This window comes from Cupriavidus sp. GW821-FHT02F09 (genome assembly GCF_059421605.1).
On sequence record NZ_JBWKVH010000026.1, the window covers coordinates 1 to 21,132 of the forward strand.

Annotated in this window: 18 protein-coding genes and 7 pseudogenes; 12 read left to right on the top strand and 13 right to left on the bottom strand. The window is 62.5% G+C overall.

The annotated features are described in order from the left end of the window. Positions 1-1,050, top strand: a 1,050-nt coding sequence (locus tag AC07XB_RS24880) for an acyl-CoA dehydrogenase family protein (RefSeq protein WP_493688111.1), incomplete at its 5' end; no start/stop codon positions are given. A gap of 113 nt (positions 1,051-1,163) precedes the next feature. After that, positions 1,164-1,256, top strand: a pseudogene (locus AC07XB_RS24885) (IS6 family transposase); the annotation flags it as partial. Between the two features lie 154 nt (positions 1,257-1,410). Here the strand turns inward: AC07XB_RS24885 and AC07XB_RS24890 are convergent. From AC07XB_RS24890 to AC07XB_RS24910, 5 genes are all read right to left on the bottom strand, one after another. Beyond that, the gene (locus tag AC07XB_RS24890) at positions 1,411-1,662 is read right to left on the bottom strand and encodes a hypothetical protein (RefSeq protein WP_492829837.1); all 252 of its coding nucleotides are present in this window, start codon (positions 1,660-1,662) and stop codon (positions 1,411-1,413) included. Between the two features lie 27 nt (positions 1,663-1,689). Next, positions 1,690-2,223, bottom strand: coding sequence for a transposase (locus AC07XB_RS24895; protein WP_492829835.1), 534 nt, complete (start codon positions 2,221-2,223; stop codon positions 1,690-1,692). Between the two features lie 1,333 nt (positions 2,224-3,556). Then, on the bottom strand, positions 3,557-5,152 hold the full coding sequence (locus AC07XB_RS24900) for a gamma-glutamyltransferase family protein (RefSeq protein ID WP_492829833.1): 1,596 nt from the start codon (positions 5,150-5,152) through the stop codon (positions 3,557-3,559). Between the two features lie 3 nt (positions 5,153-5,155). Then, positions 5,156-6,136, bottom strand: coding sequence for a Bug family tripartite tricarboxylate transporter substrate binding protein (locus AC07XB_RS24905; RefSeq protein ID WP_492829831.1), 981 nt, complete (start codon positions 6,134-6,136; stop codon positions 5,156-5,158). A gap of 43 nt (positions 6,137-6,179) precedes the next feature. After that, positions 6,180-7,097 carry a ferritin-like domain-containing protein gene (locus AC07XB_RS24910; RefSeq protein ID WP_492829829.1) on the bottom strand — a complete coding sequence of 306 codons (918 nt, stop codon included), beginning with the start codon at positions 7,095-7,097 and terminating at the stop codon, positions 6,180-6,182. Positions 7,098-7,211: 114 nt separating this feature from the next. Between AC07XB_RS24910 and AC07XB_RS24915 the strand changes: the two genes are divergently transcribed. The 3 genes from AC07XB_RS24915 to tnpB are packed head-to-tail and all read left to right on the top strand — an operon-like array spanning position 7,212 to position 8,729. After that, positions 7,212-8,126, top strand: coding sequence for a LysR family transcriptional regulator (locus tag AC07XB_RS24915; protein WP_492829827.1), 915 nt, complete (start codon positions 7,212-7,214; stop codon positions 8,124-8,126). Between the two features lie 7 nt (positions 8,127-8,133). Beyond that, entirely contained in the window at positions 8,134-8,436 is a 303-nt protein-coding gene (tnpA, locus tag AC07XB_RS24920; protein WP_492829825.1) for an IS66 family insertion sequence element accessory protein TnpA, read from the top strand. Next, positions 8,433-8,729 carry an IS66 family insertion sequence element accessory protein TnpB gene (tnpB, locus tag AC07XB_RS24925; protein ID WP_492829823.1) on the top strand — a complete coding sequence of 99 codons (297 nt, stop codon included), beginning with the start codon at positions 8,433-8,435 and terminating at the stop codon, positions 8,727-8,729. The genes tnpA and tnpB overlap by 4 nt, the downstream gene beginning before the upstream one ends. Position 8,730: 1 nt before the next feature. Here the strand turns inward: tnpB and AC07XB_RS24930 are convergent. The 4 genes and pseudogenes from AC07XB_RS24930 to AC07XB_RS24945 form a co-directional block, all read right to left on the bottom strand. Beyond that, a pseudogene (locus AC07XB_RS24930) lies at positions 8,731-9,010 on the bottom strand (transposase family protein); the annotation flags it as partial. A gap of 97 nt (positions 9,011-9,107) precedes the next feature. Then, positions 9,108-12,515, bottom strand: coding sequence for an adenylate/guanylate cyclase domain-containing protein (locus AC07XB_RS24935; protein WP_492829822.1), 3,408 nt, complete (start codon positions 12,513-12,515; stop codon positions 9,108-9,110). A 491-nt stretch (positions 12,516-13,006) separates the two neighbouring features. Continuing rightward, positions 13,007-13,698: pseudogene (locus tag AC07XB_RS24940) on the bottom strand (IS6 family transposase). Between the two features lie 213 nt (positions 13,699-13,911). Next, a complete protein-coding gene (locus AC07XB_RS24945; protein ID WP_494752805.1) occupies positions 13,912-14,238 on the bottom strand; it encodes a GGDEF domain-containing protein in 327 nt (108 codons plus the stop codon). On the opposite strand from AC07XB_RS24945, the pseudogene AC07XB_RS24950 reads away from it, so the two are divergent. Continuing rightward, positions 14,194-14,316: pseudogene (locus AC07XB_RS24950) on the top strand (DUF2846 domain-containing protein); the annotation flags it as partial. The gene AC07XB_RS24945 and the pseudogene AC07XB_RS24950 sit on opposite strands and share 45 nt — an antisense overlap. A gap of 12 nt (positions 14,317-14,328) precedes the next feature. On the opposite strand, the pseudogene AC07XB_RS24955 reads toward AC07XB_RS24950, so the two are convergent. From AC07XB_RS24955 to AC07XB_RS24965, 3 pseudogenes are all read right to left on the bottom strand, one after another. Next, a pseudogene (locus AC07XB_RS24955) lies at positions 14,329-14,550 on the bottom strand (GTP cyclohydrolase, FolE2/MptA family); the annotation flags it as partial. Between the two features lie 69 nt (positions 14,551-14,619). After that, positions 14,620-14,793: pseudogene (locus AC07XB_RS24960) on the bottom strand (GTP-binding protein); the annotation flags it as partial. Between the two features lie 491 nt (positions 14,794-15,284). Further along, positions 15,285-15,503: pseudogene (locus tag AC07XB_RS24965) on the bottom strand (PHA-granule associated protein 4); the annotation flags it as partial. Between the two features lie 121 nt (positions 15,504-15,624). Between AC07XB_RS24965 and AC07XB_RS24970 the strand changes: the two are divergent. Together AC07XB_RS24970 and AC07XB_RS24975 are read left to right on the top strand one after the other, a co-directional pair. Continuing rightward, positions 15,625-15,897, top strand: coding sequence for an H-NS family nucleoid-associated regulatory protein (locus tag AC07XB_RS24970; RefSeq protein ID WP_492829821.1), 273 nt, complete (start codon positions 15,625-15,627; stop codon positions 15,895-15,897). 458 nt (positions 15,898-16,355) lie between these two features. Then, a complete protein-coding gene (locus AC07XB_RS24975; RefSeq protein WP_492829819.1) occupies positions 16,356-16,712 on the top strand; it encodes an EamA family transporter in 357 nt (118 codons plus the stop codon). Positions 16,713-17,047: 335 nt separating this feature from the next. Here the strand turns inward: AC07XB_RS24975 and AC07XB_RS24980 are convergent, their stop codons facing one another. Continuing rightward, complete coding sequence (locus tag AC07XB_RS24980) at positions 17,048-17,848, bottom strand: IclR family transcriptional regulator (protein ID WP_492829817.1); 801 nt, start codon at positions 17,846-17,848, stop codon at positions 17,048-17,050. Positions 17,849-18,176: 328 nt separating this feature from the next. Between AC07XB_RS24980 and AC07XB_RS24985 the strand changes: the two genes are divergently transcribed. The 4 genes from AC07XB_RS24985 to AC07XB_RS25000 are packed head-to-tail and all read left to right on the top strand — an operon-like array spanning position 18,177 to position 21,103. Beyond that, positions 18,177-18,860, top strand: coding sequence for an amino acid ABC transporter permease (locus tag AC07XB_RS24985; protein WP_492829815.1), 684 nt, complete (start codon positions 18,177-18,179; stop codon positions 18,858-18,860). 31 nt (positions 18,861-18,891) lie between these two features. Beyond that, a complete protein-coding gene (locus AC07XB_RS24990; protein ID WP_493688110.1) occupies positions 18,892-19,518 on the top strand; it encodes an amino acid ABC transporter permease in 627 nt (208 codons plus the stop codon). Next, the gene (locus AC07XB_RS24995) at positions 19,502-20,239 is read left to right on the top strand and encodes an amino acid ABC transporter ATP-binding protein (RefSeq protein WP_492829811.1); all 738 of its coding nucleotides are present in this window, start codon (positions 19,502-19,504) and stop codon (positions 20,237-20,239) included. Before AC07XB_RS24990 ends, AC07XB_RS24995 begins: the two co-directional genes overlap by 17 nt. Before the next feature lie 57 nt (positions 20,240-20,296). Then, positions 20,297-21,103: a transporter substrate-binding domain-containing protein gene (locus AC07XB_RS25000; RefSeq protein WP_492829809.1), complete on the top strand. Its 807-nt coding sequence runs from the start codon at positions 20,297-20,299 to the stop codon at positions 21,101-21,103. The last annotated feature ends 29 nt before the right edge of the window (positions 21,104-21,132 follow it).

Below are 21,132 nucleotides of genomic sequence, written 5' to 3' on the forward strand. Positions count from 1 at the left end.
GATGCGCACTGCGTGTCGATCGAGCACAAGCTGGGCATCAAGGCCAGCCCCACAGCCGTGCTGCAGTTCGGCGACCACGGTGGCGCCATCGGCACGCTGGTCGGCGAGGAAAACCGCGGCCTGGAATACATGTTCATCATGATGAACTCGGCGCGCTTCTCGGTCGGCATGCAAGGCATCGCCGTGTCGGAGCGGGCCTACCAGCAGGCTGTGAATTTTGCCCGCGAGCGCGTGCAAAGCCGTCCGGTCGATGGTTCCGCACGCGAAGCTGTGACCATCATTCATCACCCGGACGTCAAGCGCATGCTGATGACCATGCGCTCGCTGATCGAAGGCGCGCGCGCGGTAGCGTATGTGGCCGCGGCCGCGTGCGACACGGCGCACCAGCATGCCGACGACGCGGTGCGCAAGCAAAGCCAGGCGTTCTACGAGTTCATGGTGCCCATCGTCAAGGGCTGGAGCACCGAATTGTCGATCGATGTGACCAGCCTCGGTGTACAGGTGCACGGCGGCATGGGCTTCATCGAGGAGACCGGCGCGGCCCAGCATTATCGCGATGCCCGCATCCTGCCGATCTACGAAGGCACGACCGCGATCCAGGCGAACGACCTCGTCGGCCGCAAGACGCTGCGCGACGGTGGCGCGGTGGCCCGTGCGATCTGCGCGCAGATTGCCGAGACCGAGGCAGCGCTGGGCAAGCATGGTGGCGCGGCATTTACCGCGGCACAGGCGCAACTGGCCAAGGGGCGCGCCGCGCTGGAGACCGTCGTGGCGTTCGTCGTGGCCAATGCCAAGTCGGACCCGAATGCCGTGTTTGCCGGCAGCGTGCCTTACCTGAAGCTCTGCGGCATTGTGTTTTCGGGCTGGCAGCTTGGCCGCGCGATGCTCGCGGCGGATGCGAAGCGTGGCGAGGATCCGTCCTTCCACGACGCCAAGATCTCGACGGCGCATTTCTTCGCGGAGCACATCCTGTCACAGGCATCGGGTTTGCGCGATGCCATCGTGGCGGGCGCGGTGCCGGTCAATGCGTTGAGCGAAGCGCAGTTCTGAGATCACACGGTAGCGGGCATTTGCCGAAGCCGACAAGTTGCGCCAACGCCGATTGAAATGATGACGGTGTTGACTCCCTCTGGCATGATGGGACAGTCGCGTAAGATGGTGCGATGATGAAGACGAAATCGCTCTACCACGGCCACGGCTTCCCGGCGGTGGTCATCAGCTGGGCGGTGCGCTGGTACTTCCGGTTCAACCTGAGCCAGGGGGGGCGGTCTAGCCCTAACGCTTCCATCCAATCCGGTGACGCGCCTGCGTGACGAGCATCGTCTTCCGTATGGAGCTAGGCGCTGGTGGTCGAGATGGACGCGTGCCCGAAATTGTCTCTGACAATGCGCAGGTCCGCCTGCTGGTCGGTCATATGCGAACCCGCCGTATGGCGCAGCGCGCCGAGGCACTGGCCAGCACCGTGCCCCGGCTTTCCCAATCCGGGCCGCGCGCGCGCAGGCGCTCGGCCGCTAGCGCGAAGATCTCCTTGAGCACCAGGTGCAGCGCGCCGTGCGACAAGGTTTCTCCTTGCCAATGATCGGCAGCACGCTGGGATATCCTCGCTTGGCAATGCATCGGCGGCAGGCCGTAGGCCTCGCGATAGCGCGCCAGCTTCTCCATAAGCCGCATCCACGCCGACATGCGCCTTCATGCCAAAGTGCCACGCATAGCCTTTCTTTGCCAGGTGCATCTCCGGGTCGCGGCTCTTCCCTTGTTCTTGGTCGACGGTGGCGCCTCGATGATGGTGGCATCCACTATCGTGCCTGCCTTCATCATCAGCCCCCGCTCGCACAGCATGATGCCGATCTCGTCGAACAGCTTTCGCGTCAGTTCATGCTCGACGAGCAGGCAGCGAAACTTCAGCAGCGTGGTCGCGTCTGGCACCGTTTCGACTGCCAGGTCGATCCCGGCAAACGCCCGCATCGCCATGCTGTCGTCAGCGCGTCTTCCAGCGCCTCGTCCGACAGCCCGTACCACTGCTGAAGGAAGTAAATGCGCAGCATTCGCTCCAGTCCGATCGGCGGCCGTCCACGTTTGCCCTTTGGGGTAGTACGGCTCGACGGCCGCAATCTGCCGCGACCACGGCACCACGCTTTCCATCTCTGTCAGGACGCGCTGGCGTCGCATCACCCGCTTCTTGCCGTGGCTCCCCGCATCCGCAAAACTAATCTGTCGCTTCATCACCGACTCATCTCTTGGGCATGCACATGACAACGCTTACAAGCCACTCAACGATGACTGTCGCGCTGATTATGCGGGTAAGGAGACGGCATCACTGCCGCCCCCTCCCCAAAAGCGACTTTCACCGCAAACGGCTCGAGCACAGCTAAAGCATCATCAATTGACGCCGGTCTCGCCATACTGCACAAGACCTTCGCGAACGCCATTTCGTTGGTCCATCCCATTGCTGAGACGAGGGCGCTGAACTGCACAATACAGCAGCCTCTTCCAAGCTTCCCTACGTCGAACCTCAAATATGGGCCTGCGACAGCCGCACCACGCAGAAGTTGGGGCAAAGTTCGACCCCCTATCCGTTCCATTACAGAGCGGCATTCGCCTTTTCCGCGATCTCTTACCTGCTTCCCCAACAGCATCCCTCGCGGGTTGCCTGCCAACGATTCGATGTTCTGAATCTTGGCAGAGAATCGGGCTTACCACGTTCCCATTCTTGCCGGCCAGACCGTTCCCTGGCCTATCCGTTTAGCGTTTGTCTTTCCCCCGGCAGCGCTTGTGACGACGTGCTCCTTCTGATTAGATGAGTAACCGGCTGCACGCCTTTTGATCAGGGCCTGTCAGCCGTTTTGGCCCTTCGGAAATGACGAGGTTTATCAACAATTCACTTACGTTATGCATGCGGAACTTGCCTGGCACCTCACACCGCACGGCGGCTGGCAGCGTCGACCCTCTCCGTCACCGGGGTGAGCGGTCAATCGAGAGGCACGTTGTCTCCAAAGCTGCATACCCAGCCGTTACCAGTTGAGCATGTCTGGATAGGCAACTGTTGGTCGCACAACAGGTCGCGGTTCCGAACGCTTTCCTTCGGTGCTTGGGACGCGACAAGACAAGAACGAGCTTTGCCGCCCTTACTACTTGGCGTTCGACACGCTATGGGCAGCAGCACGTGTCGCACAATCAGCCTTTCCCTAGGTAAATTCAGGAGCGTAGGGCAACATCAGGGGCAGGACGCAGGAAGCACGGCGCGCAACGATGGTGGCTGCAGTGGTGACCGTGGCGGTTCGACGGGGAGCAATGGATCCAGTCGCCTAGCGCACGCATGCGATGCCGGGGTCGCTTCGTCGACGTAAGAACCCCGGAACCCCGCGCCGACGGCACGGCAACATCGTCACAGATCAGTTCGGTTTCGGTGCACTCGGGGTGAGATAGCGCACGCATTCCATGATGGGCTTGCAGTTGGTGCGTCCGCGTTGCATCGGCCTGTGCAATGTGTCCCATATGCTGACCTGCCAGATCCACTCGCAGGGCACCTTCCACCAGGCAGGATCGCCGGGCGCCCCTATCTGACCGCGATATGGCTATCCCTGCGGGAATCGCTGGCGCCGACATACGAGCCACGCTTCCTGAGCAGGATCTGCATGCCCCCGAAGTCCCAGGTGCTCTCGCTCCTGGCGATCACGTCGTGGCCCAGGGCGGTGAGGCCCGAGATGGTTTCGGCAGGAAAACCGGGTTCCAGCACCACCTGCCGCCCCGGCCCGACCTTGAAGCGGGGTGCATCGACAATGGCCTGCGGGTTCTGCGCGTAATCGCACAGGCGCACCATCATCTGGACGTGGCCCTGCGGCTGGAATGTGCCACCGGTCGCGCCGAAGGCGATCGGCTCGCCGCCGCCGGCGAAGGCGAATCCCGGCAGGATGGTATGGAAGGGCCGCTTGCCGGGCCTGAGGAAAGACGGAGAACCGGCGTCGGTGGAAAAGCACGCGCCGCGATTCTGCAGCGAAACGCCGGCGTCGGGCACCACGATCCCCGAGCCGAATCCCATGTAGTTCGACTGGATCAGCGAGACCATCATGCCATCACGGTCGCCTGCCGCAAGGTAGACCGTGCCCGCCAGTGGTCCGAACGTGTGGCCGAAATCCGAAGCTTGCCGCATATTGATGCGTGCCGCGGCGACCTGAAGGCAGGGGGCTTGCAAGCGGTCGCGTACCTGCCCGATCGCGCAGTCCGTGTCGCCGATCAACGGCCCGACTTCGGCAAACGCCAGTTTGATGGCCTCGATCTGGAGATGCAGCGAGGCCGCCGAGTCGGCCGGCAAGCGCGCAACATCATGATGCGCGAGCACGCCCAACGCAAATAGCGCTACCGCGCCCTGACCGTTTGGCGGCAACTCGCTTACCTGCAGCGCGCCGTATGACGCCTGTATGGCATCGACCCACTCGGGTGCGTGCAGGCGTAAGTCTTCGGTGCTAAGGACACCGCCCGTTTCGCGGGCGAACGAGGCGATTCGCCTGGCGGTCTCGCCGGTGTAGAAGTCCTTGCCGTTGGTGCGCGCCACGCGTTCGAGCGTCCGCGCAAGCGTCGGCTGCAGGAACAGCGCCCCGGCCACGGGCGCTGCGCCGCCGGGGAGAAACGCCGCCTCGAAGCCCGGCTGGCTGCGCAGCTTGGGCACCTGTTCCCGCCACTTTTGCGCGACACTGGGAGAGACGTGGAAGCCGGCTCGTGCGTACCGGATCGCGGGCTCCAGCACGGTAGCGAGATCGAGCCGGCCAAAGCGCGTGACCAGCGCGCTCCAGGCGGAGACAGCGCCGGGGACGGTGACGCTATCCCATCCGTGCTGCGGCATCGCGGGCAGCCTGGCAAGACGAGCGACGTCGATATCCATCGGTGCCCGGCCGCTGGCATTGAGGCCATACAGCTTGTCGCCAGCGAAGACCTGGGCGAACGCGTCGCCGCCGATCGAGTTGTTGGTAGGCTCTACCACCGCGATGGCGGCTGCCGCAGCGATGGCTGCGTCCACCGCATTGCCGCCGCACGCGAGGATGTCGAGCCCCGCTTGCGCGGCCAGCGGTTGGGATGCGATGACCATCTCGCTGCCATGCACGGCAGCCTTGAAGGATGGGTAACGCTCGGGGGCGGAGGCCGATGGGGCGTGCATGGTCTACTGCGCCGCCAGGTGCTTGCTCTGGATCAAGCCGCCCCATTTGGTGTACTCGCTTTGCACGAAGATATTGAACGCCTCGGGGCTGCTCCATTCGATCTCGGCACCCTGCGCGGCGAACTGCTGGCGCACCTCAGGGGACCTGAGGACAGCGACGAGATGCCGGTTGAGGACATCCACAACGGGGGCGGGCATGGCGGCCGGCCCGAAGATTCCAAACCAGGCAGTCACATCGAAGCCCTGCACACCAGACTCGGCGACCGTGGGCAAGCCCGGTAGCAAGCTGCTGCGGTGCGCTCCTGTGACGGCCAGGGCGCGGACGGTGCCGGCCTGGATCTGGGCCTTGGCGGTGACCTGGAGGTCGAACATCAGGTTGACCTGGCCGCCAAGCAGGTCGGCCAGGGCAGGCGCGCTACCCTTGTACGGGACGTGGAGCAACTGGATGTTGGCGGCCTTGGCCAACAGCTCGCCCGCGAGGTGGTTCGAGGTGCCGGCGCCAGCCGATGCATAGGTGATCTGGCCGGGGCGGGCTTTCGCCAGTGCGATCAGTTCTCCCATGGTTTTTGCCGGCACCGACGGGTTTTCCAGCACGACAAACGGCACGGATGCCACGCGGGAGATCGGCGTGAAGTCCTTGAGCGGATCATAGCCCACGCCACGATTGAGCGCGGGGTTCATCGCATGCGAGCTGACCGTGCCCATCAGCAGCGTATAGCCGTCGGGAGCTGCCTGGGCCACGAACTTGCTCCCGATGGCGGTGCCGGCACCCGCGCGGTTGTCCACCACCACAGGCTTGCCCACCCGTTCGGCGAGCCGCTGCGCGAGCAGCCTGGCCAGGATGTCGGCGGTGCCGCCAGGCGGATAGGGCACGACGAGGTGAATGGCGCGGTCCGGAAAATCCTGCGCGGCGGCGGGCACAGGCAAGGCCAGTGTGGTAGTCGCTACGGCGAGTGCAAGCAGCCGGTAAAGAGAAGTCAGCATAAGCAAGGCAGAGGAAGAATGACGCGCGCTCGGCGCGGAAGGCTCAGGACAGCAGCGGGACTTTGCCTTCGTCGACTTCGGCAATAGCCGGGATCTCCACGCCATGGCAGCCGACGTCTTCGCGGATCTCGTCCAGCGAGCGCTTAATGATCGCCATCTCTTGTTCGGGATGCGTGGCGCCCAGGCCGTATTCGGCAGCGAGGGCGCGTGCCCGGCCTGCGCGCCGTTGCTCGTCCTCTGGCAGGTTGACGACAGCGTAGACCCCATTGAGCAGGCTGCCGCGCAGCTTCTTGGCGAATTTCTGCCCGAGCAGTGCCTTGTCGTCCGCCGATATTTCCGAGAAGAAACGCCGCATGATGATGCGTCCAAACTGGATATGCCGCGCCTCGTCGCGCAGGATCAGTTTGCAGGCCGTCCTAATGGACGTAAAGCGCGCGTTCTCGTAGCGGGCCTGCAGCAGTTCGCCGGATAGCTGCTCGAACAAGGTGTTCACCGCCAGGCCGGCGAAAAAGCTCATCTGCTTCTCATCGCGCTCATCGTGGAAGCGGGGGATGATGGCGCGGAAGTAGTCCGAGCGCGGCGACTCCTGGTAGCCGGATATGGCACGCGCTACGCGGAACGAGGCCTCATGGTGGCGCAGTTCCTCGGTGATGAAGTTGACGACGTGCTGCTTCACCTCGAACGGTTGGTGCTCGAAGATCGCATCGCGCAAGCGCTCGGCGCCGTAGGGAATGGCGCCGTGCTCCATCCAGGCGCGCAGGCTCCACCACTCGCCGCCAGCCTCGCGCACTTCCGCAGGAATGTCGGCCTGCTCCAGGTCCGAGTAGTCGATCTGCGTCGGGTCCCACGCCAGCGCACGGGCCTGCTCGCAAAGGCCCCAGACATCTTCGTAGGCCAGGGTGGAGACGATGGGGTATGGGTTTGGAACGGGAGTGAGTTCTTCAAGCAGGGAGGGGCGCATTGTGTGGTCCTGTGGGGCTATTGCGTTTTTGCTCTATGGGCTCACTGTAGTTTGCAAAGCCCTGATATTCCAAATACTATTCAAAGCTGTCCTTGATACATGAAGTGAATCACCGTGATCGACTTGCGCCAGTTTCAGCAGTTTGTCGCCGTGGCCGAGCTGCTGAGCTTCCGGCGCGCGGCCGAGGCGTTGCACATGTCCCAGCCGCCCTTGACAGTGGCCATCAAGAAGCTGGAAGAAACCATTGGCACCGAACTGCTTGAGAGGAACCGGCATATGGTGCGATTGACCCCGGCCGGGGAAGTCTTCCTGGTGGAGGCGCGCAGGACGATTGCCCAGGCCGAGATCGCGGTCGAATCGGCGCGGCGTGCGGCTAGCGGCATGTTCGGGACCTTGCGGCTTTCGTTCGTGCCGAGCGCGGCGCTTGACGTGCTGCCGGACATCCTCAGGCGATTCCAGCAGGAGTACCCCGCAGTCAAGCTGATACTGACAGGCGAGAGCAGCGGCAAACAGCTGGAGCTGCTGCGACGCGGCGATACGGATGTCGCCATCGTGGTGCCGCCGGTGTATGAGCCAAAGGACCTGAGCCTGGATATCCTGTGCGAGGAAACACTGGTGGTCGCCGTTCCGGCGGCGCATGCGCTGGCCAGGCGCAAACGCCTGCGACTGGAAGAACTGAAGGCCGAAGCCTTCGTCGCGTTCCCCTTCGCGGAAGGGCCGGGCTACTCGGGGGTGATTCTGGCGGCTTGCCAGCGCGCGGGATTTTTTCCGCGCGTGGTTCAGGAAGCGTCGCAGATGCAGACCATCATCACACTGGTCGCCGGGAACTTGGGCATTGCCATTGTGCCCAGGGCCATGACAAGGGTGCAGGCACTGGGCGTGGTCTATATCGATGTGACGGAATCCCGTTCTTCGTTGCGATATCCCTTGGTGATGGCCTCGCTGACCAATACGGAGAATGCACTGGTGGGGGCGTTCGGGGCGGTTGCTAAGCGGTCACTTGCGGTCCCGCTTCTCGGCGGAATATAAGTGCCAGATGGTCCAGGCGCTGCTGTCGTCGCTGCTGTCACTAGTGCGCTTCGCGCGCGAGCACGATCTGAACCACAACCAACTGGCGAGATGGCGTCGCGAGTACGAGCGAGGCATGTATGGACCGATGGGGCAGGCGGGTGCAGAGTTCGTTCCGGTCTGCATCGCAGCGACAGCCAGTTCCCACTCACAACGGGCCTCGTCCCACGGAACGATAGCTACCGTTGAGCTCCATCTGCCCAAGGGCAGGATTGTGATGCATGATGTTGGCGTGGACGGTCTGCGCGAACTCATCGAGGCACTACGATGATTGGCTTGCCTGCGGGAACACGTGTGTGGGTGGCCGCGGGGATCACCGACATGCGCTGCGGCTTCAACGGGTTGGTGGCCAAGGCCCGGATCCTGCTGTCCGAAGACCCATACAGTGGACACGTCTTCGTCTTCCGCGGCCGGCGTGGCGACCTCATCAAAGTCTTGTGGTGGAGCGGGGACGGACTCTGTCTGTTGGCAAAGCGCCTGGAACGAGGTCGCTTCGTCTGGCCCCAGGCTGACAGCGGGAAGGTCCACCTGACGCCAAACTGCACGGTAAAGATTGAGGATTGAGCCATTTTCCACGGATTTTCATATACGTCTCATCGACTCGCCATGAACGAACATCGGATCTCGCAAACCGATCCCAGCGCTTGACGAACTCCGGCGTGAAGTGTTTGATTCGACGCATGATCGTCGTGTGCGCAAGCGACAGGCCGTGCTCGGCCATCATTTCAACGAGGTCTCGAAGGCTGAGCTTGTAACGCAGGTACCAACGCATCCACAGGACGATGACTTCGCGGCCGAAGTGCCGCCCCGTTGAACAACCAGTCGATGTCTCTCAGCGTACTCATTGCGGGCTCGCGCTCGTCAAAAAACCTGAGCGTAACCCACCGGCCCCTCCGATTTGCACCAGGGCCGCCGGAGCATGGCCCTGCCCTGGTGCACGCTTCAATCGAGCTCGGCAAGCAGCGTCTTGGCTTCCTCCAGGTCCAATGTGTCGAATCCCTCGGTGAACCCCTGGTAGACCTCGCTCAGCATCTCGCGCGCCTCGGCCGACCTGCCCTGCCGCCGCCACAGCCGGCTCAAAGCCATCACCGCGCGCAGCGCCATCGACCGAGCGCCCTGGCGGCGGGAGATTGCGATCGCCTGCTGGAAGCAGGCCTCGGCCTCGTCCCGGCGGCTGGCCTCCTCCCCCACGCGGACATGCAGCAGCGTCAGCTCCCCCTTGAGCCGGTACAGCTCTGCTTCGTACAGGTGCTCCTGCGTCCGCTCCACCAGGCGCAGCGCCTCAGCCAGCGTCTTGAGCCCTGCCTCGGCCTGCCCCGCTCTCGCATAGGCCTCGGCCAGCAGCGCCAGGAAATGAGGTTGCCAAAGCTCCGCCCCGGTGCCTCGGTAACCGCTCAAGCCCTGCAGCATCCTTTCGATGCCCTCTGCTGCGCGCCCTTGCGCGGCTAGCGCCCAGCCCGAGAGGATGGTTCCCCAAGTCAACCAGAACGGGAAGCCGTGCTCGGTCGCGAGCGCTAGGAGTGCCTCCGCCATCTCGCGGGTCGGCTGCGCCTCGCGGCGGTGCAGATGAAGCTCGGCGGCGAATTGCAAGGCAGCGGCCCAGGCAAGAGGCTGGGACAGGGTCTGTGCTAGGGCGAGCATTTCCTGGCTGCGCGCCAGGGCTTGATCCGGATAGCCGAGAAGCCAGAGGTCCAAGGCAACGAAGGCCAGCCCGAGCACGCCGGGCTCCAGGAAGAAGGCAGGCGAGTGATGCTGCCGAGGATCATAGAGGGCCAGGGCCTGCTCCAGCTGCGCGCGGGCAGGTTCCAGCTCGCCGAGACTCAATAAGCTGGCCCCCAATGCCCGATGGGCTTCTACGAGCAACGCGGGGTCTTGCGCCTTCTCGGCCAGCGCAAGGAGTTGCTCCCCCAGCTCGCGTGCGGTCCGCAACTCGCCACGGACTATATAAAACAGGCGCAGCCCCAGCACGGAGGGGAAGAGCTGGGTCGTATCCCTGAGCTGTCGACACAGCATCAACGCCCGGGTATAGGTCGCCTCCACTTCCGGGGCACCGTGCCCCCTGGCGGCCATCCAGGCCGGGCCGAGGGTGATCTGCAGCGCGAGCTCCTGCCGCGCGCGCTCGGGTGTGTCGGGCTGGGTCTCGAGCAAGGCCAGGGCCCTGGTGAGGTGGGCGATCGCTTCGGCATCGGCGGAGCGCTGCACCGCCTGGCGCCCGGCGCAATGCAGATATTCCACCGCCTTGGCCGCGTTGCCGCTGCGGCTGAAATGATGGACCAGCTCGCTGCAGTGCTCTTCGATCTGGTCATTGTACAGGGCCTCGATCGCTTGGCCCGCGCGCTCGTGCAGCACACGGCGCCGCTCGATCAGCAGCGAACCGTAGCTGACCTCCTGGGTCAGCCCATGCTTGAAGCTGAACTCTACCTCCGGAAACGCTGGCTGCTCGTAGATGAACTCCCCGGCCTGCAGCCGGCTCAGCAGGATCTTGAGCGCGTCTTCGGGCTGCTCGACGACGCGCGCGAGCAGGCTCCAGGAAAATGCCTTGCCGATCACCGCCAGGGTCTGCAGCAGCGCCTTCTCGGCCGGCTCCAGGCGGTCGATGCGGGCGGCGAGCACCCCCTGCACGGTGGTCGGGATGTGCAGGGCGGTCGGGATCTGCTCGATCCGGTAATGCCCGCGCTCGCCGCGCAGCACCTGCTCCTCGATCAGCGTCTGCACCACTTCCTCGATGAAGAAGGGGTTGCCTTCGGTCTGCTCCAGGATCAGGCGCTCGAGCGGCGCGAGCCCAGCGCCCTTGCCCAGCAGATCTCGCAGCAGTTCCCGGGCTTCGGCGCCGACTAGGGGATCGAGCCGCAGTTGGCTGTAGTAGCCCTTGCGGCTCCAGTCGTGCCGGTATTCGGGCCGGTAATTGACCAGCAGCAGGATGCGGGCGTTGGCCACGCTCTCGCCGAGAAAGCCGAGGAAGGCCTCGGTCTCGCCGTCGAGCCACTGCAGGTCCTCGACGATCAGCTCCAGCGGTTGGGCCAGGCTCTCGCGCACCAAGAGCCGCTTGATCGCCTCGAAAGTGCGCTGCCGGCGGATCTGGGGGTTCATCTGCGCTAGCGCCGAGCTCGGCTCGGTGCCCCCCAGCAGGTGGAACAGATAGGGCAGGCTGTCTTCCAGCGCGCGGTCCAGGGTCAGCAGCTTGCCGGTGAGCTTCTCGCGCCGCAGGCGCTCGTCGTCCTGCCCCGTGATCTGGCAGTAGTTCCTCAGCAGATCGATCAGCGGCAGGTACGGATAGGCCTTGCCGTGCGAGACCGAGAAGGTCTCCAGCACCAGGCAATCGCGCGGCGCAAGCAGCTTGAACTCGTGGAACAGCCGCGACTTGCCGACCCCCGGCTCGCCGACCACGCCGACGATCTGCCCGTGCCCGGCCTGCGCCCGCGCCCGCGCCTCGCGCAGTTGCTCGAGCTCTCGGACTCGGCCGACAAAGCGCGCCAGCCCGCGGCTGGCCGACACCTGGAGCCGGGTGCGCAGCGGGCCCAGGCCCAGTACTTCGAAGATGGGCAGCGGCTCGCTGAGCCCCTTGATCGGCGTCGCGCCGAGCGCCTTGAATGCGAAATAGCCTTCGGCCAGCTTGTGCGTGTCTTCGCTCGCAACGATTGAGCCGGGCACTGCGACGCCCTCCATGCGCGAAGCGATGTGGATAGAGTTGCCTACCGGATCGTAGTCGGTGTGCAGATCCTCGGTGCGGATCGCGCGCACCACTACCTCGCCCGAATTGACGCCCACGCGGATCTGCAGCGCGATACCCTGGGTTTGGCGCATGCGGTCGGCGTAGCGGCGCATGTCCTCCTGCATGCGCAGCGCTGCCAGCAGGGCGCGCTGCGCATGATCCTCGTGTGCAATTGGCGCGCCGAACAACGCCAGAATGCCGTCGCCCATCGACCTGGCCACATAGCCTTCGTAGTGGTGCACGGCCTCCATCATCAGCGCCAGCACCGGGTCGATCAGGCAGCGCGCGTCTTCGGGGTCGAGATCCTTGATCAGCGCGGTCGAGCCCGCCATGTCGGCGAACAGCGCGGTGATGGTCTTGCGCTCGCCCTCAGTCGCGCCCCGCGCCTCCATCGCGGCCTGGGCGGCCCTGATACGCTCGGCCAGATGGGGAGGCGTGTAGTCTATGGGGGCGCTGGCCGCTGACGCGTTACCGCGACCTGCCCCGCTCAATGGCGCGCCGCATTCGCTGCAGAACTTGGCGCTCGCACTGGTCTTATGCCCGCAGGCCGGGCAGACATGAACCAGCTTGGCGCCGCATTCCTCGCAGAACTTGGCGCCTGCCGGATTCTCGAATCCACAGCTGCTACAGCGGCGCATCGGGCCCACCTTTGCCTTCGGCGGCTTGCGAACTTACGATTTAATCAAGGCCTGCGGTTCCGCGCCCATGCCAGCGTGGTCGGCACGACCCCGTTACAGCCCCGGACCGCGGACCTGCCGCGCGATCTAGCGAACTTTGAACGGGAACGCGAATGCGTCGCTTGGATGATGAACGGGCGGCCCAAGGGATCCTGCTGGCTGGCTATCGACGATCGCCAGCTAGGGAGCTAACCAAGATACGCGCTTATGCTCTGTAGAGCACAAAGCCGCAGCCACACGCGTTTTCTCAAAACAAAGAAATGCAAGTCATTGATAGATAATACTATTTTAGGGTCAAAGCCCCATTTTTTGCACGACTCGGACAATCGCCCCCATTTACGAGAGTCCGCCAAAGCGGGGGCTGAGATCAGCCTTCTTACAAGAGGATAATGAGCCACGGCGCTGTCAACTTGCCGATAGCGAGGCAAGGCAGCGGCACGTGGGATCACTGATCAGAAGGCAGCTGACGGACTTTGGGCCACTTCAGTGAATTCGTGCAGCGAATCTCGCTGCAAGGTGTTTGCGATAGAGTGAAGCGAGCAAGCATATGCCGTTTCAGCGCGAAGTGTTCTCGGATCAGACCGAAGTTCGAAAGGAAAGCCTGCATACGTTCGCGGGTCGGCTGGTGGCTGTTCTCGGCTCGATTGTTTACCCGTGCGGCCGCTTTCACGAACACGTGTTTGACGCTGGCCAGCTCTGGAGTGTCGGCCATTGCAGCCGGGTAGCTGCGTAACTGATCGGTCACGATCTGCGTGGCGCAGGACATGAGTGAAGCACGCGCAGGAAGAGGCGTTTGGCGGCAGCCTTGTCGCTCCGCTTCTGTAACAGGATCTCTAGTTCGGCGCCGTGCTCATCGACCACTGCCACAGCAGATATGGCTCGCAGCGCAGCGTTACGAACATCTCATCGAGATGCCGGGTGCTGCCTGGGTTGCGTCGTGCGGACTTCACGCGATGGGCATAGCTGGCGCCAAATTTGTCACATCAGCCGCGAATTGTCTCGTAGGTAACGACCACACCGCGCTCGAACAGCAGTTCCTCGATGTCGCACGGCTTCAGGTTGAAGCGAAAATGCCAGCGCACCGCGTGGCTGATGACCGCCGCCGGGAACCGGTGGCCGTGATAGAGCAATTGGTCTTCGTCATCCCGTCATCTTACGTGGCCGCCTTCCGAACGTGACAGCACCGTTTCCCCGACATGTCGCGCCACGCGATTGCGACCGTCCCGCTTAGCAGCGTAGCAGGCACTATTTGCAGCTTGAATCCATTGATCTCAGGGCTCGTCGTCTGCGTTGACCCAAGCGACGCCGATGCTGACCGTGACCGTGATGAGTGTTGGCCGTATCGACGACCATGCCTTCAACGCGCTTCGCAAGCGCTCTGCAATTGCAATTTCGCGGCCCTGTCCGTGCTAAATTTGGGCAGATAGAGCGCAAACTCCTCGCCGCCGAGCCAGGCGAAGGCATCACTTGTGCGCAGACTGCCCTGAACAGCTCTGGCGAGGGCGGCCAACGCCTGGTCCCCCACGGGGTGGCCGAAGCGGTCGTTGATCGACTTGAAGCGATCGAGGTCGCGGAAGGCGACGGCACTACCGCGGAGCGCCTTGGCCGGCAGGCGGGAGAGGAACCACCGCCGATTGCGGAGAAGACGCTCAGCTTTGCCCTGGATGGCGGGGAAACGAAGTATGGGCGCAGCTCGCCGTCAATTGGTCTGATGGTTGGCCGCGTGGTGCTGGAGTTGCGTCAAGGACACCGGGCTCAGGAGCTGTCGCTGCGCGAATTCGTCCAGCAGCCGGTACAAGCGCGACATGTGAATGCCTTTGGCTTGCGGATCGGGCAGATCGACCCACACATCGCAGCGGGCGTGGACCGGATGGACGTCGACGCTCGGTTCGTCCAATCGGATCGGCAGGTCGATGCCCTCCATACCCACCCAGTCGAGCGGCAGATGAGTCTCCGAACGCTCGGTCAGGGCCACATCGGGCAGGTGGACATTCATGGGATGTTCTCTCTCTATGTTGAGACGCCCGCCCGTGTGAGCGAGGCGCGATTGTTATTCGTGGTGGCCCTATTCCCATACGGGAAAGGGATCCGTGTAGCGCGCCCGAGCCGCGGGGCCCTCGGCCATCTCGGCGTCGCTCAGCAGACAATCGTCCAAGCGCCGGCGCAGCGCCACTTCGTCCATGCCCATGCCGATCAGCACCAGCTCCTGACGCGCATCGCCGACGCCATCCGCCCAGTGCTGCTGAATCAGGGCCTGCGCCTCGGGATTCATCAGTCTGCGTGCGCGAGCGCTCGCCAAAATGGCACGACCTCGCAGGTGATCTCGCTATGCGCACTTCGTAGCATCGTGGTCGCTAAAACGCTCTGGCCTTTGATCCTCGACGGCCCGAGTCAGCGTACTAAGGGTAGGAAGAAGATCGTCGCAAGGACACTCGCTGCGCAATAGCTGCAACGCACCACGCGCAGCAACCGCATCACGGCGCTGCAGGGCGTCGGCAACATCATTGCGTAGCATCACGTCGCGGCTGTGAGCAAAGATATCGAGTTGCATCGACTTCAAGACCCAGAATAATGTGACCGTTCAAGGGATGAGGAGGGGTTCTAATCATCTGGCTGCTCAGGAGCAGGCGGGGAGTGGCCGCATCGGCGGCGATCAGGCAGAAACCTCGCTGGCGCGGCCGATGGGTGGATACGCGCTGGAGTAGCCAATGGGATGCCAGGGGGAAGTGCTTACTCTGTCCATACCGAATCCATTTCCCGCATCAAGCGCCCGGCGAGAACATAGTCGCCTAACTTGGATGCCTTTGCCTCGAGACTCTCCAGCTCAGCTGCAGGCAGCTCAGACAGATCAAATTGACAATAGAGGTTTCGCTGCCGGAAGGTCGTTTTTGGCCGCATCAGGCCGACGACCAGTGCCGCCGGCGATTTGACCGTGATGTTCTCTTGCCCGACTCCCAAAACGTTATACCTATGTCCCTTGAGATCGAGCGCGCTGCAGCCACGGTGTGGATCCGTGTGCAGATGGCCAGGCACGGACTGACCTTGGCCAACCTGCAGGCCACCAGCTGCTTTGCCGCCGCAGGCACTCGCGCCGGCGCGCACCTACCGCAACGCCAAAGGGCAGAAGTGGGCCGGGCGGGGCGAGATGCCGGCCTGGCTGCAGCGGGCTGTCAACGCGGGCAGCCGGCGGAGCAATTCCGGGTGGGGTGAAGCTACGCGATTGACCGGGCCAAGTGGGCGCCGTGGGACAAGGACGCTGTGCGGGTGCGCAGGCGGGGCTGGTAGCCGCCACGCCGGGCCCGGAGATCAAGCGCCTTTTGTACGTCTGCGCGCCGCCAACTGATCGCTGCGCTACAGCGGCGCATGCCTTAGCGCACGGATGGTGCGCGTGGAACAGGTAACCGTTCGACAGCCTACGGGAGGTTCTCTTGACTAATGCGTCGAGGTTCTGATCGCTTCCGTGGCAAGGCAGAGCCGGACCCTGCGGAGGGGAGTGCTCTTACAAAGTTCACGGGAGCTGCTCAATCTCCATGGAGCGGACTGCCAAGGTCTGTTCCATGAGTGTGATCGATTCCCGCTGTGCCAACACCAAAGCCTTCTGGGCGTCAATGTTGTCGGGGAGATCGCTAGGATCGATTGGCACGCGCGGGGCGCAGTGGGTTCGCAGTCAGGCGCGGAGGAAGCGGTTCCCGGCGACACCACTGCGTACAAGGCTGGTCGGCACAAACGGCTTGGCGCCGCTTCCTACTGACCAATGGACGCGATCAGAGCATCGACGTATCGCCGCGCCCAGAGAATTGCATGATCCTGCGCCCCCTGACTTGTTGCATATCTACCGAGGTCCGCGGACTCCGCAGAAAAATACGGCTTTGGCAGAAGCCGCAGATTTTCACGGCACCGCCTGCGGCGGTGGCGTTCCAGATCGTGGCGCAAGGCATCGCTGTCGCGATCCTGGGCATGTATTTCTACACGGAGGCGGTGCGCCGGTTGGGGGCACCTCGGGCGGCGATCTTCGGCGCGCTCGCGCCAGCGCTGGCTGTCCTGATCGGCATAGTCGTGCTCAAGGAGGTGCCTGCGTGGTTGACCATCGTCGGCATCGCGCTGGTCATGTGTGGTGTCGCATGCGTCGTGACGGGCGGGCGGGTGAATTCGAGTTAGGAAGGGCGGCATAGCCCGCTCAGTGAAATCCCATTGGGAGAAAGGACATAACGATATGGACTGTCGCCGACCGAAAACTTATCCGTGGTCAGAATTCAATCGGCGCCGACAGGCGAGGAAGCCAGCGGTAGTAGGCAATGCTCCACGACGTCTTGCTGGTGTAGCGATTGTCATGACGCAGCAAGAAGCCCCTGAGTTGGTGGCGGGCCTGGCCCCTGCTGTTGAACGCGTCTTCACGCGCCCTCGAGAGGTCGTGGATGACCGCCCAGTGACGAAGAACGCCATGTCGACGCCGAACCCAGCACTGGCACAACTGTGTTGCGGGCGCATACACGTCAACGGTCGTTGGCCTTCTGACGGAACCCGAGCTCACGGGAAATTTCTTCGGCCGCGTCGACAACAACAGGCACAAGGCTATCCATGCGCTGGCGTGGCATGTAGGACGTGACGCCGGCCACGCTCAGGCCGGCCACGATGTCTCCACCAGCAGTGCGAATTGGAGCAGCGACGCAACAGACGGAGTTTTCGTTTTCTTCGATCTCCATCGTATAGCCCATGGCCTTGTAGGCCCGCATGACTTCCAAATACTCGGCCCACGGCAAGAACCCTTGTGGGGGAGTGATCTGCGAGATGATCTCCCCATGGGCCAGAGAATACAGGCGAGCCCACTCCTTTTCGGACAAGTCCAGCATCTGAGCCTTGCCGGTGCCCGTATTGGCCATGGGCTTGCGCAAGCCAACACGCGAGCGCATCTCCAGCCCCTTGGTGCCAGAGATTTTTTCCACGTACATGATTTGATCACCCTCGCGCACGCTGAGGTGAATCGTCTCGCCCGTTTGCTGCGATAGCCGGTCCAGCACGGGTCGCGCCAGAGTAGTCAGCGGCAACTGCGACAGGGCGATCGCACCCAGTTCGATCAGCCGTGCACCAAGCACATAGCCGCGCCCTTCCACATGACGCACAAACCCCGACTTTTGCAGGAACGAGACCAAGCGGCTGGTTGTGCTGCGTGTAGTTCCAATGGCTGAGCCAATGGCTGCTTGGTCGGCACAGTTCCTGGCCACTGCATCCAACACGCCCAAGGCGCGCGCCAGTGATTGCGTTCCAAGTACGGTTTGATCATCCATCTTGTTCATCCTTTTTTGCGCATTCTGCCCCCAGGGCCACAACAGAAACACGGGTCACATCCGTTCATTGACTCCCATATATTGGGAGTATAAACCATATATTGCAATTGTGGAATTGCGTTGATAAAGTTCGCCATGTCCCCTCCAACTGCAAGCATCATGAGGCCTTCATCTTGGATATGCCTGTATTTTGAGGAACATCTCTCATCACAAACATGATTTCAGCGGTATCGGTAGATACCCTGATCTTCAATAAATCCCAAAATGTAGGAGACAAGAACAACATATGAACAAATCTAGAGAACTGCCGTACAGGGCGCATTGAGCGCACCCCTCTATGGCTTACACCTTTGACTTCGGCTTTCTCGCCGCGTACTGGCCAGAGTTCCTCAGGGGCTTGTGGCTGACCCTCCAACTCTCGGTGGTGACGATCGTGTTGGGTTTTTTCGTGGGGACGCTGCTGGCCATCGGTCGCACCTCCCCCCGCGTCTGGCTTCGCGGTGGCTGCGGCATCTACGTCGAAGTGATTCGGAACACGCCCCTGTTGGTGCAGATGTTCCTGATCTATTTCGGACTGGCATCGCTGGGACTCAAGCTCAGCGCAAATTTCTGCGCTGTCCTGTCAATCGTTGTCAACATCAGCGCCTATACCTGCGAAATCATGCGGGCAGGCATCGAGTCGATCAGGAAGGGGCAGCTGGAGGCCGCCCAGTGCCTTGGTCTGTCGCGCTTGCAGGCCTTGCTGCTGATCGTGCTGCCGCCGGCGACCGAGCGCGTCTATACGGCGCTGACCAGCCAGTTCATCCTGATCATGCTGACAACCAGCGTCGTGTCGCAGATTTCGGCGGAGGAATTGACGTCGATCGCAGCGCGAATCGACTCCGTGACCTTCCGCTCGTTTGAGGTCTATCTGGTTGTCGCGGCGCTCTACATCCTGCTGGCTATCCTGGTGCGGAGCGCCTTGGCGCTTTTGGCGCCGATCGTCTTTCCACGGCTACGCCGCCTGGGCACACCGCTTTGAGGAGGGCTACCGCATGTTGACGTCTTTCCAAATGGAAGCCCTGTTCGTCGGGGCGCTGTGGACGATGGGCCTGGCTCTCGTCGCCTTCGTCGGAGGGGGGCTTCTGGGACTGCTCGTTGCCGTGACGCGCGTCGCGCCCCACCGGGCCGTGCGCACGCTGGCACTACTGTACGTGCAGATCGTCCAGGGAACCCCGTTGCTGGTGCAAATGATGCTGGCCTACTTCGGGCTCTCGCTGCTGGGCTTCGAACTACCTCCATTTGCTGCTGCCAGCCTGGCCATCACGGTCTATGCCAGCGCGTACTTTGGCGAAATCTGGCGCGGCGGCATCTTGACGGTTCCCAAGACGCAATGGGAGGCTGCTGAGTGCCTGGCCCTTAGCCCCGCGCAGCGATTCTGGCTGGTCATCGTGCCGCAGGCGCTGCGTCTGTCCACGCCACCCACGGTCGGCTTCATGGTGCAGATCGTGAAGAACACCTCGCTGGCTTCGGTGATCGGAGTCGCCGACCTGACATACACCAGCAAGCTGATCAACAACTCGATTTTCCAGCCATTCCAAGTATTCATCCTGGTGGCCGCTCTTTACTTCCTCATGTGCTTCCCCCTCGCCTGGTGGAGCCGCAAGCTGGAGAACCGACTCAATGTCTCCCATCGTTAAGCTCAACAACGTCTCCAAATCCTTCGGCTCCAACAAGGTGCTCGATGGCATTTCATTCGACGTCCAGCCCGGCCACGTCGTGGCGCTCATCGGTCGCAGCGGCTCAGGCAAGAGCACGGCCCTGCGCTGCATGAACGGCCTGGAAAGAATCCAGGCCGGTGACATCACCATCTGTTCCCACCATCTGACTGGTGAGGAAATCAACCACAAAGCGTTGCGGAGCCTGCACCTGGATGTGGGTATGGTGTTCCAAAGCTACAACCTCTTTCCGCACCTGACCGTGGGTCAGAACATCATGCTGGCTCCCCGCTGGGTCAAGAAGGCCAGCAAATCCGACGCGGTGGAACGCGCGCATCGTGTGCTCTCGCGGGTGGGCCTCGGCGAAAAGTTCGATGCCTACCCGGAACAATTGTCCGGCGGTCAGCAGCAACGTGTGGCCATCGCCCGCTCGCTTGCGATGGAGCCCAAGGTGATGTTGTTCGACGAGGTCACCTCTGCGCTGGACCCGGAACTGACGGGCGAGGTACTCAAGGTCATGGAGCAATTGGCCCGTGAGGGCATGACCATGGTGCTCGTGACGCACGAAATGAGCTTTGCCCGCCGCGTGGCGAACACCGTCATCTTCATGCACGACGGCAAGGTCCATGAAATGGGATCAGGTGCGATGCTGGACGCCCCGCAAACCCCAGAACTCCAGCAGTTCATCGCCAATGGCCTGTGACCGCAGGCCTTCGACACGCACATCATAACAACCCGTTCGTTCATCAAGGAGACCCACATGAGCTTCACTCGCAACCTGTTCTCTCTGCTCACCGCGGCGGCCATCGGCACGACAGCCTTTAGCGCCCACGCGAATCAACTGGAAAAAATCAAGCAAAGCGGCACGATCACCATTGGTGTCGATCTTGGCCAGGCGCCCTTCGGCATGGTCAACAGCGAGATGAAGCAGGTGGGCTCCGACGTGGAAACCGCGCAACTGCTGGCCAAGGATCTCGGCGTCAACCTCAAGATCGTCTCCATTGCGCCTGCCAACCGTATCCAGTATCTGATGACCAACAAGGTCGATGTTGTGGTTGCCAGTTTTTCGATCACCGATGAGCGCAAGCAGACGGTCGACTTTTCGACGCCGTATGCCGTCATCCAGGCCGCGGTAGCCACCACGGGCGGCCTGAAAGTTTCCGATCTGAAAGATCTGAATGGCAAGGAAGTCGCCGTCACTCGCGGCTCGACCAACGATCAGATCATCACCAAAGCTGCAGCAGACAGTGGAATGACCAAGATGAAGATCGTGCGCTACGACGACAACGCAGCGTCGACCAATGCTGTTGTTAGCGGTCAGCAAAGCATCTACATCGTCGCACCATCGTTGCTGGCACCGGTCAATGCAGCGAACCCCAATCGCAGGATCGTGCCGCAGATGGTTCTCAAGACCTTCCCGTTGGGCATCGGTCTGCGCAAGAACGAATCGGCGCTCAAGTCCTGGCTGGATAAATGGGTCGCCGACAACCTCGCGAACGGCAAGCTGCGCACCATCTACAAGACCTATCACGACGTAGATCTGCCCGGCGTGTTGCCGGCCCAGTGATTGCTTTCTGCTGATGTGCCAGCAGCAGG

Excerpts from the sequence above, each read along its gene's own strand:
- AC07XB_RS24985 (WP_492829815.1), top strand. The coding sequence starts at position 18,177 with ATGGCTTACACCTTTGACTTCGGCTTTCTCGCCGCGTACTGGCCAGAG.
- AC07XB_RS24910 (WP_492829829.1), bottom strand. The coding sequence starts at position 7,097 with ATGCGCCCCTCCCTGCTTGAAGAACTCACTCCCGTTCCAAACCCATAC.
- AC07XB_RS24995 (WP_492829811.1), top strand. The coding sequence starts at position 19,502 with ATGTCTCCCATCGTTAAGCTCAACAACGTCTCCAAATCCTTCGGCTCC.
- AC07XB_RS24890 (WP_492829837.1), bottom strand. The coding sequence starts at position 1,662 with ATGGAGAAGCTGGCGCGCTATCGCGAGGCCTACGGCCTGCCGCCGATG.
- AC07XB_RS24975 (WP_492829819.1), top strand. The coding sequence starts at position 16,356 with ATGATCCTGCGCCCCCTGACTTGTTGCATATCTACCGAGGTCCGCGGA.
- AC07XB_RS24905 (WP_492829831.1), bottom strand. The coding sequence starts at position 6,136 with ATGCTGACTTCTCTTTACCGGCTGCTTGCACTCGCCGTAGCGACTACC.
- AC07XB_RS25000 (WP_492829809.1), top strand. The coding sequence starts at position 20,297 with ATGAGCTTCACTCGCAACCTGTTCTCTCTGCTCACCGCGGCGGCCATC.
- AC07XB_RS24895 (WP_492829835.1), bottom strand. The coding sequence starts at position 2,223 with ATGAAGCGACAGATTAGTTTTGCGGATGCGGGGAGCCACGGCAAGAAG.
- AC07XB_RS24990 (WP_493688110.1), top strand. The coding sequence starts at position 18,892 with ATGGAAGCCCTGTTCGTCGGGGCGCTGTGGACGATGGGCCTGGCTCTC.
- AC07XB_RS24900 (WP_492829833.1), bottom strand. The coding sequence starts at position 5,152 with ATGCACGCCCCATCGGCCTCCGCCCCCGAGCGTTACCCATCCTTCAAG.
- AC07XB_RS24935 (WP_492829822.1), bottom strand. The coding sequence starts at position 12,515 with ATGCGCCGCTGTAGCAGCTGTGGATTCGAGAATCCGGCAGGCGCCAAG.
- tnpB (WP_492829823.1), top strand. The coding sequence starts at position 8,433 with ATGATTGGCTTGCCTGCGGGAACACGTGTGTGGGTGGCCGCGGGGATC.
- AC07XB_RS24980 (WP_492829817.1), bottom strand. The coding sequence starts at position 17,848 with ATGAACAAGATGGATGATCAAACCGTACTTGGAACGCAATCACTGGCG.
- tnpA (WP_492829825.1), top strand. The coding sequence starts at position 8,134 with ATGGTCCAGGCGCTGCTGTCGTCGCTGCTGTCACTAGTGCGCTTCGCG.